General features: G+C 67.6%; 10 protein-coding genes and 1 tRNA gene. 9 read left to right on the top strand and 2 right to left on the bottom strand.

The window, feature by feature from the left end:
* From pyk to GX543_RS12730, 3 genes are all read left to right on the top strand, one after another.
* Window positions 1-1,328, top strand: a 1,328-nt coding sequence (gene pyk / locus GX543_RS12740; protein ID WP_290852345.1) for a pyruvate kinase, incomplete at its 5' end; no start/stop codon positions are given.
* A 65-nt stretch (window positions 1,329-1,393) separates the two neighbouring features.
* Entirely contained in the window at window positions 1,394-2,293 is a 900-nt protein-coding gene (locus tag GX543_RS12735; protein ID WP_290852343.1) for an acyl-CoA thioesterase II, read from the top strand.
* Between the two features lies 1 nt (window position 2,294).
* On the top strand, window positions 2,295-2,804 hold the full coding sequence (locus GX543_RS12730) for a hypothetical protein (protein ID WP_290852340.1): 510 nt from the start codon (window positions 2,295-2,297) through the stop codon (window positions 2,802-2,804).
* Between the two features lie 37 nt (window positions 2,805-2,841).
* Here the strand turns inward: GX543_RS12730 and GX543_RS12725 are convergent, their stop codons facing one another.
* A complete protein-coding gene (locus tag GX543_RS12725) occupies window positions 2,842-3,582 on the bottom strand; it encodes a copper homeostasis protein CutC (protein WP_290852338.1) in 741 nt (246 codons plus the stop codon).
* Window positions 3,579-5,621 (bottom strand): CocE/NonD family hydrolase, encoded by a 2,043-nt coding sequence (locus GX543_RS12720; protein WP_290852336.1) that lies wholly within the window; start codon window positions 5,619-5,621, stop codon window positions 3,579-3,581. The genes GX543_RS12725 and GX543_RS12720 overlap by 4 nt, the downstream gene beginning before the upstream one ends.
* A gap of 198 nt (window positions 5,622-5,819) precedes the next feature.
* On the opposite strand from GX543_RS12720, the gene GX543_RS12715 reads away from it, so the two are divergent.
* From GX543_RS12715 to GX543_RS12690, 6 genes are all read left to right on the top strand, one after another.
* Window positions 5,820-5,901, top strand: a tRNA-Leu gene (locus GX543_RS12715).
* Between the two features lie 74 nt (window positions 5,902-5,975).
* Complete coding sequence (locus GX543_RS12710; RefSeq protein ID WP_290852334.1) at window positions 5,976-6,587, top strand: response regulator; 612 nt, start codon at window positions 5,976-5,978, stop codon at window positions 6,585-6,587.
* Between the two features lie 150 nt (window positions 6,588-6,737).
* Window positions 6,738-9,431, top strand: coding sequence for a DNA polymerase I (gene polA, locus GX543_RS12705; RefSeq protein WP_290852347.1), 2,694 nt, complete (start codon window positions 6,738-6,740; stop codon window positions 9,429-9,431).
* Window positions 9,431-10,051, top strand: a complete 621-nt coding sequence (locus GX543_RS12700; RefSeq protein WP_290852332.1) for an SPOR domain-containing protein — start codon at window positions 9,431-9,433, stop codon at window positions 10,049-10,051. Before polA ends, GX543_RS12700 begins: the two co-directional genes overlap by 1 nt.
* The gene (locus GX543_RS12695) at window positions 10,048-11,112 is read left to right on the top strand and encodes an isocitrate/isopropylmalate family dehydrogenase (protein ID WP_290852331.1); all 1,065 of its coding nucleotides are present in this window, start codon (window positions 10,048-10,050) and stop codon (window positions 11,110-11,112) included. The genes GX543_RS12700 and GX543_RS12695 overlap by 4 nt, the downstream gene beginning before the upstream one ends.
* A 108-nt stretch (window positions 11,113-11,220) precedes the next feature.
* The coding region (locus GX543_RS12690; protein ID WP_290852346.1) for an ABC transporter substrate-binding protein at window positions 11,221-12,119 on the top strand (899 nt) is incomplete at its 3' end.

Genomic DNA, 12,119 nt, shown 5'->3' with positions numbered 1-12,119 from the left:
TCAGTCACGGCGCGCACGCCGACCACCAGAGCGTTTACGACATCGTGCGTCAGGCGAGCGCGACCACCGGCCAGGCCGTCGGCGTCTTGGCCGACCTCCAGGGGCCGAAGATCCGACTCGGCAAGTTCGAAGACAACGGACGGCCCAACGGCGCCGTCGACTGGAATAACGGCGAACAGGTCCGGATCACGGTCGACGAGGTGCTCGGCACCCACGACCGCGTCTCGACCACCTACAAGAACCTGGCGCAGGACGCCGTGGCGGGCGACCGTCTCCTGATCGACGACGGCAAGGTCGGCCTCGTGGTCGATCACGTCGACGGCAACGACGTGGTCTGCACCGTCACCGAGGGCGGCACCGTCAGCAACAACAAGGGCCTCTCGATGCCCGGCATGAACATCTCGGTGCCTGCGCTGTCGGAGAAGGACATCGCCGACCTCGAGTTCGCGCTGAAGCTGGGCGTCGACCTCGTCGCGCTGTCCTTCGTCCGCAGCCCCGCCGACATCGAACTGGTCCACGAGGTCATGGACCGCGTCGGGCGACGGGTGCCCGTGGTCGCGAAGCTCGAGAAGCCCGAGGCCATCGCCAACCTCGAAGCCGTCATCCTGGCCTTCGACGCGATCATGGTGGCCCGCGGCGACCTCGGTGTCGAGATGCCCCTCGAAGAGGTGCCGCTGGTGCAGAAGCGGGCCATTCAGATGGCGCGCGAGAAGGCCAAGCCGGTCATCGTCGCCACCCAGATGCTCGACTCCATGATCGAGAACTCCCGGCCCACCCGCGCCGAGGCCTCGGACGTCGCCAACGCGGTGCTCGACGGCGCCGACGCCGTGATGTTGTCGGGGGAGACCTCGGTCGGCAAGCACCCGCACGACACCGTTCGCACCATGAGCCGCATCGTGATCGCGGTGGAGGCGGGCACCCGCGACGTGCCGCCGCTCACGCACGTTCCCCGCACTCGCCGCGGCATCGTCACCTATGCGGCCCGCGACATCGCCGAGCGCCTCAACGCGGCCGCCATGATCGCCTTCACCGAGTCCGGCGACACGGTTCGCCGCATCGCCCGCCTGCATTCGCGGGTCCCGCTCATGGGCTTCACCGCCACCGAGGCGACGCACAATCAGATGGCGCTCAGCTGGGGCGTCGATTCGCACCTGGTGCCGCGCAAGCAGGACACGGACTCGATGATCGATCAGGTCGACGAGGTCCTGGTGAGCACGGGCCGCCTCAAGAAGGGCGACACCGTGGTGATCATCGCCGGTGCCCCCGCGTCGGTGGTCGGCTCCACCAACTTCATCCACGTCCACCGCGTCGGCGAACAGGATCACTGAGGCGCGCTTCGGCGGTGCGGCGGGGGAGGCGATTCCGCGCTGCACCGCTGACATAGTGTGGTGGGATGACCGACGGCAATGACGACCACGGCGTGACCGCCTCCGCCGACCTGGCGACGCTGATCGACCTCCTCGACGTGGAACGCGTCGACGACGATCTCTTCATCGGGCAGCACCCGGAGCAGGTGACCGCGCGTACCTTCGGCGGGCAGCTGATGGGACAGGGCGTCGTCGCGGCCGGACGCACCATCACCAAGGGCAACCCGCCGGTGCATGCGCTGCACGCGCACTTCGTGCGCGGCGGCGACGTCAGCAAGCCGCTGGAGTACCACATCGACCGGTATCGCGACGGTCGTGCGTTCGCGAACCGGCAGGTCACCGCCAAGCAGGACGGCGAAGTCGTCTTCACCATGCTGGTGGCCTTCCAGGACAACTCGGCCGGCCTCGAGCACGCCGTCGAAATCCCCGAGGTCCCGTATCCGGAAGAGCTCCCGAAGATCGACGAGCACTTCAAGGGGTACGAGGACAAGATCGAGACCTTCGTCAACGCGTTGCACCCGGTCGACATCCGCTTCGCCAACGACCCCACCTGGGTGATGAAGCAGACCGGCGAGAAGCTGAACCACAATCGCGCCTGGATGAAGGCCGACGGCGTGCTCCCCGACGACCCGCTGATGCATGTCGGCGCGATGGCGTACTCGTCGGACACCACGGTGTTGGACTCGATCATCACCACGCACGGGCTGTCGTGGGGGATCGATCGGCTCTTCGCCGCCACGGTGAATCACTCGATGTGGTTCCACCGCGAGTTCCGCTTCGACGAGTGGATGCTGTACGCCTCCGAGTCGCCGGTGGCCGCGGGCTCACGAGGGATCGGCTCCGGCCGCTTCTTCATGCGCGACGGCACTCTGGCGACCTCGGTGGTGCAAGAAGCGCTCATCAAGTACTTCCCGCCCCGTGCCTGACATGAACGAACCGACGACCGAGCGCGACCAGTCGCACCAGCCCGCGGTGGCCGCGAATCCCGTGCAGCCGGATCTGCGCTTCTTCCTACCGCCGGGTGCGCCGCTGCCCACCAAGCAGTGGCAGCGCCGGTGGAAGGTCGGAATTCGCATCGGCAGCATCGTGATGGCGGTGCTGTTCGTCGTCGCGGCCGGCGTCGCGATCGTGGTCGGTACCATCTCGAGTTCGCACTTCACCGCGACGGGGGCGGTCAAGGTCGACTGCGCGACCAAGTCTCGGCCGTTCTCGAAGATCGGTCTCGGTTCGCCGGTCCGCATCGTCGACGCCACCAGCGGTGAGCTCTACGGATCGACGACGCTCGACGACTTCACGGAGCTCAAGAGCGGCATCTGCCTCGTCGCATTCGAGGTGCCCGACGTTCCGGTCGCGAACCTGTACAGCGTCGAGATCGGCGACGACTTCCAGTCGCTGGCGTCGGCGGCCTCCCTGCAGGGCGGCGCCTTGCTGTCGTAGCGGGCTGTCGTAGCGGTCATCGCGGTCGATTTCGACATCAGCCGCGGCGCACCGCGGCGGCCGCCCGCACCAGCGCGGCGTCGGTCACCTCGAGTTCCGCGGCGGAGCCGCCTCCGGGACCGGCGGTGCCGGGGTCGGGGATCGACGCTTTGGCCGACAGATGGACGGCGTCGACGCCCGCGGCGAGGATCCCCGGAATCGCTTGCGCCGTCACTCCGCCGCCGGCCATCACCTGCACACCGGTGTCCGCGCCGACCAGCGCTGCGAGGACGTGGAGCCCGTCGCCTGCCTTCGGAGCGCCGCCGGAGGTCAGTACGCGATCGATGTCGAGCTCGCCGAGCGCCACGATCGCGGCGACCGGATCTGCGGCCGCGTCGATGGCCCGATGGAAGGTGACGTCCACGGGGCGGCCCGCCGCCTGCTCGGCCGAGCGGGCGGCGTCGACGAGGATCCGCGTCCCGGGGACGTCGAGCGACCCGCCGGGCAGCAGTGCTCCGATCACCACGCCGCGGGCGCCGAGTTCGACCGCCGCGGCGATGTCGGCCGCCATCACCGCCAGCTCTGCCTCCGTGTACACGAAGCCGCCCGGCCGGGTGCGGACCAGCACGTGGACGTCGATGCCGACGGCACAGACGCTCGCGATCAACCCGTTCGTCGGGGTGAGTCCGCCGGTGACGCCGAGCGCGGTGCACAGTTCCACGCGATCGGCGCCGCCGGCGTGTGCGACCACGGCGCCCGCGGCGTCTTGGACCGCGATCTCCAGCGCGACGTCGGTCATCGAATCGGGCGCGACAGCGGGACGTTGACCCAGCTCGGCTTGCTCGGGTCGATCTCGATGTACTGCGGCCGCAGCTCCGACGACCACAGTCCGGGGCCGAGGGGAACGGCCTTGGGGAAGTTGAACGAGTAGAGGTCCACCCGAAGCCGGTCGCCGGGCTTGAGTGCGGCCTGGGTCGCCGACATCGGGATGTCGATATCCAGGATCTGCCCGGGCCGCACCTTGTCGTAGTGCTCCAGCGACAGATGCAGGAACGGGTCGGTGAGGTCGCCGTTCGGCGCGTACTTGCTCTTGCTCGCGTCGACGGCGCGCAACGACACCATCAACTGGCCCATCGACACGATCTGGGAGCGGCCGTCGGGGGAGACGATGTTGACCGTCGCGTGCCAATAACCGTCGGTCGCCTTCAATCGTTGCCGCAGGTGCACCGTCGGGGTGCCGCTGATCCGGGTCAGCTCGGTGACCGGCTTACCGGTGAACGTCTGGGCCGCGACCTCCGACAACCGGGTGTCCTTGCCACAGAAGTCGAACAGGATCGTCACGCCCGCAGCGGCCTGCGCGGCGTCGCGGTCGCAGACGGTCGAGAGTCCGGGCTTCACCTCGCGGGTGGCGCGTCGGGTCGGCCGGGCTGATCCGAGGGAGCCGTCCCCGGCGACCGGGGTGTTGACCGCACGTGACGGCGTACCGCGCAGGTACTGGCGCTGGTAGGTGTACCCGGGGAGGGGATACGTCGGACCCTGCAGGAAGTTGCCGGTCGGCTCTGACGCGAGCGTCGCCTGCGCGTATCGATCGATGCCGTTGTCGATGCCCTTGAGCCACTTGTCGTACCAGGCGCGGGCCAGCACGTCGATGCGCGGCGGATGTCCCGGCTTGCCGAAATTAGAACTCGATGTGATGTGGTAGCCGTCGTCCATGATCAGCTTCTTCTGCGCGTCGGGAAGCTGCGTGAGGCCGTTGAGCATGCGCGACTCGGAGTTGGTGAACAGATCGTTCCACCCGCCGATCGTGAACGTCGGAGTCTGAATCCGGCCGACGTCGGTGAAGAGCGACTTTCGCCGCTCGCTGTTCGCGGTGACGATGTCGCGGGTGTTGGGCGCGAGGTTCTTGACGTCGCGGGTCACGAGGGCGTCGATCAGCAGGTCGAAGTAGGTGAGCGGATCCTTGACGCGGTCGGCCAGCCACCGCCAGTCGAAGGTGCCGTTCAGCATCGAGGCGACGTTCGGGATCATCTTGGAACCGTTGACCAGGGTGAGCCACGGAGTGAGGAAGCCGACGCCGAGGCCGCCGCCGGGTGCGATGATGTCGCGGACCAGGTCCGCTCCGGGAACCACCGGGAAGATCGCGCCGAGCTTGCCGGGATCGTCTGCCGCCGCCTGCACCTGGTTGATGGCCGAGTACGAGACGCCTGCCATCCCGACCTTGCCGTTGGACCAGCGCTGCTTCGCGGCCCAGTCGATGACCTCGACCGTGTCGCGGCGCTCACGGTCGCCGAAGACCTGCCAGGTGCCCTGGGAGAAACCGGTGCCGCGGACGTCGACCACCAGCATGTTGTAGCCGCTCTTCACCAGTTTCGGGTCGTACGCGAAAGTCTGGATCAGGCCGCCGCGCAGCGCGCCGACCAACTCGTTGTAGCCCGACAGCACCGTGCCCTGGAGATTGATGCCGTTCAGCAGGTCGATCAACTGCGGGACCAGGACGGGGTAGTTCATTACCTCGGACGCCAGCGCACTGACCATCTTGGTGTACGGCGTCATGTTGACGATGGTTGGAAGTTCGCTGCTGACGGGTTTGCCTGATCGGTCCGTCGGTCGAATCAGGTTGCCGCGCAACGTGGTTCCGTCGGACATGCGGATCGGAACGTCCGGGGTGACGCGATACCCGCCGTACTTCTGCGCGCCGTCGTGAGTACGGGTCCACCGGGCGCCCATCGCGCCGTAGACAGCGGCGTCGGCGTTGCCGACAGGGACGGCCAGCAGCGGCAGGGCCGTCAGAACCGCGACCAGTAACGGCGCCAGACGCCGACGAACAGATGACTTCACAGTGGTGTTCCTCCCGAATGCGGTGCCGACGCTGAGCGGCAGAACGACAAATCTGTGTCGTTACTCTCAGGTAACCTTAAGTGTGAGATGGACACAAGGGAAGAGTCTCAGCGAACGTGCGTACTCGCGCGAGAACGTGGGGGTGCATGAGGGCATCGCCGTCGCGTATGCGTAAACTCTCTTCTCGCACCACCACCGGCCCCGGTGGCGAAATTGGCAGACGCGCCGCACTCAAAATGCGGTCTCTAACGAGGTGCCGGTTCGAGTCCGGCCCGGGGCACCGCCGCTTGTCCGCGCGAGGAGAAGTACGCGCAGCGCGCCAACGCAGAACGCCGCGAGGATCGGAACCAATCGATGAACGAGTCAGGCAAGCCCGAGCGACCGGCGAGCAGGGTCGTTGTGGCCGAGGACGACTCGCTGATCCGGATGGATCTGATCGAGATGCTGCGCGACGAGGGCTACGACGTCGTCGGCGAGGCGCCCAACGGGCAGGTGGCCGTCGACCTCGCTGAATCGCTCGATCCCGACCTGGTCATCATGGACGTGAAGATGCCCGTCCGCGACGGCATCGACGCCGCCAGCGAGATCGCTCGCAAGCGAATCGCGCCCGTCGTGATGCTGACCGCCTTCAGTCAACGCGAGTTCGTCGAACGCGCTCGCGACGCCGGGGCGATGGCCTACATCGTCAAGCCGTTCACCCAGGCCGATCTGGTTCCGGCGATCGAACTGGCGCTCAGTCGATACCGCGAGCTGACGGTTCTCGAGGCCGAGATCGCCGACCTGTCGAGCCGTTTCGAGGCGCGCAAGCTCATCGACCGTGCCAAGGGACTGCTGATGGAGAAGCGGGAGATGACCGAGCCCGAGGCGTTCCGCTGGATCCAGCACAACGCCATGGACAAGCGGGTCACCATGAAGGCGGTCGCGGAGATCGTGGTCGAGACCCTCGGTTCCGACGACGCCGAGTAGTCGCTCGGCTTCGCGTCGGCTCCGCGGCTGTCGGAGGCACAACCTAGACTCGTCACCGTGAGTGCAGCGCAGACAACCAACACGTCCGGTGCCGGAAACAAGACTGCCGGGAGCAAAACTGGGGGAAAGCCGGGTGGCAAGCCCACCCTGATGCTTTTGGACGGCCATTCGCTGGCCTACCGAGCCTTCTTCGCGTTGCCCGCCGAGAACTTCAAGACCAACACCGGGCAGAGCACCAACGCGGTGTACGGATTCACATCGATGCTGATCAACCTGCTGCGCGATGAGGAACCGACGCACGTCGCCGCGGCGTTCGACGTCTCGCGCCAGACGTTCCGCTCGGAGATGTTCCCCGAATACAAGGCGCAGCGCAGCAAGTCGCCCGACGAGTTCCGCGGTCAGGTCGACTTGACGAAGGACGTCCTCGACGCGATGGGCATCCCGGTGATGGCGATCGACGGTTACGAGGCCGACGATGTCATCGCCACCCTGGCCACCGCCGCCGACCAGCAGGGCTACCGCGTCTACGTGGTGACCGGCGACCGCGACTCGCTCCAGTTGGTCAACGACAACATCACCGTCCTCTATCCCAAGCGCGGCGTATCGGAGATGACGCGGTTCACGCCGGACGAGGTCGAGAAGAAGTACGGCCTCACACCGGCGCAGTATCCCGACTACGCTGCGTTGCGCGGCGACCCCAGCGACAACCTCCCCGGCATCCCCGGCGTCGGTGAGAAGACCGCAGCCAAGTGGATTCGCGAGTACGGGTCGTTCGAGGAGTTGGTGAATCGCGCCGACGAGGTCAAGGGCAAGGTCGGCGACTCGCTGCGCGCCAACCTGGCCGGAGTCATCATGAATCGCCGCCTCACCGAATTGGTGCGCGACATGACGCTGCCCGCGGGGCCGGACGACCTGGCGCTGCACGGCTGGGATCGTGACCGGATCCACCAGTTGTTCGACGACCTCGAGTTCAAGGTGTTGCGCGACCGGCTGTTCTCCACGCTCACGTCCGTGGAGCCGGAAGCTGAAGCCGGCTTCGACCTCTCCGGCACTCGCCTGGGCGCCGGCGAGGTCGCGGCCTGGCTGGCCGAGCACACCGCGACGGGTCGCACCGGCCTCGCGGTGACCGCGCCGCATCGAGTGGTCGGCAGTGACGTCGAGGCCATCGCGATCGCGGGCTCCGACGGCGAAGCGGCGTTCGTCGATCCCGTCTCGCTGACGGTCGAGGACGATGCCGCACTGTCGGACTGGTTCGCCGACACGACTCGACCCAAGGCGATCCACGAGGTCAAATGGGCGTTGCACGCACTCCGCGGACGTGGCTGGACGCTGGCGGGCGTCACCTCCGACACCGCGCTCGCCGCGTACCTGGTGCGTCCGGGACAGCGGACCTTCAACCTCGACGACCTCGCGTTGCGCTACCTGCGTCGTGAACTGAAGGCCGAGGACTCGTCCACCGACGACGGCCAGCTGTCGTTGCTCGACGACGACGCCGACGCGCAGAAGGCCGCCGAGCAGCTGATGCTGTCGGCCGCGGCGGTCGCGGAGCTCGCCGACACCCTCGACACGGAGTTGGAGCGGATCGACTCCTCGGCGCTGCTGCAGGAGATCGAACTGCCGCTGGCGTTCGTTCTCGCCGACCTCGAAGCCGCGGGCATCGCCGTCGACGTCGACCATCTGGCCGAGCTGGAAGGTCAGTTCGCGCAGCGGGTGCGCGATGCCGCCGAGGCCGCATACGAGGTGATCGGCGAGCAGGTGAACCTCGGTTCGCCGAAGCAGTTGCAGACGGTGCTCTTCGAGAAGCTCGACATGCCGAAGACCAAGAAGACCAAGACCGGCTACACCACCGACGCCGACGCGCTCACGTCGCTGTACGAGAAGACCGAGCATCCGTTCCTCAAGCACCTGCTGGAGCACCGCGACGCGACCCGCTTGCGCGTGACCGTGGAGGGCCTGCAGAAGACGGTCGCCGACGATCAGCGCATTCACACCACGTTCAATCAGACCGTCGCGGCCACCGGTCGGCTCTCGTCGACGGAGCCGAACCTGCAGAACATCCCGGTGCGAACCGAGGCGGGTCGGCAGATCCGCCAGGCGTTCATCGTCGCGCCCGACGCGGTGGCGCTCGGTGAGCAGAGCGTCGCGTTCGAAAGCCTCATGACCGCCGACTACTCGCAGATCGAGATGCGAATCATGGCGCATCTGTCGGAGGATGAGGGCCTGATCGAGGCCTTCAACGCGGGGGAGGACCTGCACAGCTTCGTCGGCTCGCGGGCGTTCGGCGTCCCGATCGACCAGGTGGACGCGCAGATGCGGTCACGCGTCAAGGCGATGTCGTACGGATTGGCGTACGGTCTGTCGGCCTACGGTCTCGCCGCGCAGCTCGGGATCGGGCGTGAGGAGGCCAAGCAGCAGATGGAGCAGTACTTCGACCGGTTCGGCGGGGTGCGGGACTATCTGCACCACGTGGTCGAAGACGCTCGTCGCAACGAGTACACCGCGACGCTGTTCGGCCGTCGCAGGTATCTGCCGGATCTCAACTCCGACAACTTCCAGCGCAGGCAGTCGGCGGAGCGGATGGCGCTCAACGCGCCGATCCAGGGCACCGCCGCCGACATCATCAAGGTCGCGATGATCAACGTGCAGAAGCGGATTCGCGACGAGCGCCTGAGTTCGCGGATGCTGCTGCAGGTCCACGACGAGTTGGTCCTGGAAGTGGCGACGGGCGAGCGCGCGGCCGTCGAGAAGCTGGTGCGCGAGGAGATGGGCGGCGCAATCGACCTGTCGGTACCGCTGGAGGTGTCGGTCGGTTACGGCCGCAGCTGGGACGACGCGGCGCACTGATGACCACCGAGGGCAGCGACGATCGTTCGCACACGCTCCACGGCGAGCCCGTGTCGTTGACCTCGTACGTCCCGGAGTCGGGGGCGGACGGCAATCTCTACTATCCGTATCCCCAACCCCCGTATCCCCAACCCCCGTATTCACAGCCCCCGATGCCGCCGCGGAAGGGCGGCTCCGGGGTGCTGATCGCGATCGTGGTCGTCGCGGTGCTGCTTCTCGGTGCCGGTGGGGTACTGGCGTGGATGTTGGTGCGCGACGGTGGCGGCGGAGATGCCGGAACCGAGGCGGGGGCACCGCAGGACACCGCCGTCGTCACCCTGACCGACGATCCCTCTCCGGCTGAGGCCCCGCAAACTGAGGCCCCGCAGATCGAGGTCCCGCAGACCGTGACACCGCCTGCCGGCGGCGGGGACTGGTATGCGCAGCTCGGCGCGTTCAACGAGTACGGCAATGCGGCCGCAGCCGTCGCGCGCAATCCGGGCTCGGTGATGCTGCCGGGATCGAACCTCGGACTGTCCACGCGATACGTGGTGGTGCAGCGGGTCTCATCGCGCGCAGAGGCGCAGGCGGTGTGTTCGCGATTCGCCGAGGGAGACTGCTACGTGAGGAGTGGAGAATGACCGAGTACCTGCCGATCGCCGTCCTCGAAGGCGATGGCGTCGGGCCCGAAGTGGTACCCGTCGCCCTCGATGCGGTGAGTCGCGCTCTCGCTGGGCAGGGGATCACCCTGGAACCGAAGGCCCTGCCGTTCGGCGCCGCCGCGATCGCCTCTCACGGCGCGCCGATCCCCGACATGACACTCGCCGCGCTGGACGCCTTCGACCTGTGGGTGGTGGGACCACACGACAGCGCGTCGTATCCGGTGGAACTCCGGACGCCGCCGCCCGGAGCGGTGCTGCGCAAGCAGTTCGGCCTGTTCGCCAACCTGCGTCCGGCGAGGGCATGGGCGGGTGTCGCGGCGACTGCTCCGGACATCGACGTCCTGGTGGTCCGGGAGAACAGCGAGGGCCTGTACGCCGACCGGAATATGACGGTCGGCAGCGGGGAGTTCATGCCGACGCCCGACGTCGCGATGGCGGTCGGAGTCATCACGCGCGCCGCGTCGGAACGCATCGCGATCGAGGCGTGCGAAGCTGCCCGGCGTCGGCGCGGACATCTCACGATCGTGCACAAGGCCAACGTGCTCCGGCTGACCACGGGACTGTTCCGCGACGTCTGCCGCGACGTGGCGCAGCGCTATCCCGACGTCCGGGTCGACGAGCAGCACGTGGACGCGATGGCGGCGCTGCTGGTGCGACGGCCGGCCGACTTCGACGTGATCGTCACCGAGAACCTCTTCGGCGACATCCTGTCGGACCTCGCGGGCGAGCTGTCCGGCTCGCTCGGACTGGCGCCGTCGATCAACGCGTCGGCGACCACCGCGATGGCCCAGGCGGTCCACGGCGCGGCACCGGACATCGCCGGAACCGGCGTCGCGAATCCGGTGGCGATGATCGGTTCGGTCGCCATGCTGCTGCGTTGGCACGGACGCCGGACCGGCGACTCCAGGGTGGAGGCCGCGGCCGACGCCGTCGACGGCGCCGTGGCGCACGTCCTCGCCGACGGAATCGCCACCCGGGACCTCGGCGGCACGGCGACCACCGGTGCGTTCGCGAACGCCGTCGTCGCGCAGATCGGGTAGCCGAATCCGCCCCTCGCGGCATCGGCGGCGGCCGAATCCGCCATACTCATAGTCTCCCCGAAGGTGGACTCTGGGCGTCCGCCCGCCGAGCAGATCAGAGAGGTGTCGATGCGAGTGCGACCGCTGCGCGCCAGATCACGGCCCGTCCGCGTGCTGTCCGCCGTGGCTGCGGTGCTGATCGCGGTCGGGACACTGGCCGGATGCGTGGTCGACGAGTCGGCCCTCGACACCAAGCCGCTCAAGATCACCGTGGCCGAGCAGCCGGAGATCGCCGCGCTGCTTCCGCCGGCGATCCGGGAGTCGGGCCGACTGCGTATCGGCACCAACCCGCCGTATCAGCCGAACGAGTTCAAGAATCGCGAAGGCGAGATCATCGGTTTCGACGTCGACCTCGTCGACGCGATCGCGCAGGTGCTCGGTGTGCGACCGGAGTACAACGAGGCCGATTTCGACAAGATCATCCCGGCTATCCAGGCCGGAAGCTTCGACATGGGCATGTCGTCGTTCACCGACTCCGTCGAGCGTGAGAAGGAGGTCGACTTCGTCGACTACTTCAGCGCAGGCGTGCAGTGGGCGGCCAAGGCCGGGCGAGACATCGATCCCGACAACGCCTGCGGTCTCCGGGTCGGGGTGCAGGCGACCACGGTGGAGGACACCGACGAGGTGCCGGCCAAGAGCGAGGCGTGCTTGAAGGCGGGCAAGGATCCGATCATCAAGGTCAAGTTCGACACCCAGGACCAGGCGGTCAACGCCGTGCTCCTGGGTCAGGTGGACGCCTTCTCCGCGGACTCCCCGGTGACCGCCTACGCGATCAAGAAGACCGACGGCCAATTGGCCGCCGTGGGGCCCACCTACGACGCGGCGCCCTACGGGTTCCCGGTCGTCAAGGGATCGGCGCTGGGACCGGCCGTACAGCAGGCCGTGCAGTATCTGATCGACAACGGGCAGTACGAGCAGATCGCGAAGCATTGGGGAGTCGAGGCGGGCATGATCACCGTCGCGGAGAT

The sequence above is a fragment of the Gordonia sp. (in: high G+C Gram-positive bacteria) genome, from assembly GCF_012515855.1.
GTDB lineage: Bacteria > Actinomycetota > Actinomycetes > Mycobacteriales > Mycobacteriaceae > Gordonia.
Note: the sequence above shows the minus strand (reverse complement) of the source record. Positions and strands in the feature narration are given on the sequence as shown.

What these genes read in the sequence shown, in the direction of transcription:
- GX543_RS12700 (WP_290852332.1), top strand. Translation starts at nt 9,431, where the DNA reads ATGACCACCGAGGGCAGCGACGATCGTTCGCACACGCTCCACGGCGAG.
- GX543_RS12725 (WP_290852338.1), bottom strand. Translation starts at nt 3,582, where the DNA reads ATGACCGACGTCGCGCTGGAGATCGCGGTCCAAGACGCCGCGGGCGCC.
- polA (WP_290852347.1), top strand. Translation starts at nt 6,738, where the DNA reads ATGCTTTTGGACGGCCATTCGCTGGCCTACCGAGCCTTCTTCGCGTTG.
- GX543_RS12735 (WP_290852343.1), top strand. Translation starts at nt 1,394, where the DNA reads ATGACCGACGGCAATGACGACCACGGCGTGACCGCCTCCGCCGACCTG.
- GX543_RS12710 (WP_290852334.1), top strand. Translation starts at nt 5,976, where the DNA reads ATGAACGAGTCAGGCAAGCCCGAGCGACCGGCGAGCAGGGTCGTTGTG.
- GX543_RS12695 (WP_290852331.1), top strand. Translation starts at nt 10,048, where the DNA reads ATGACCGAGTACCTGCCGATCGCCGTCCTCGAAGGCGATGGCGTCGGG.
- GX543_RS12730 (WP_290852340.1), top strand. Translation starts at nt 2,295, where the DNA reads ATGAACGAACCGACGACCGAGCGCGACCAGTCGCACCAGCCCGCGGTG.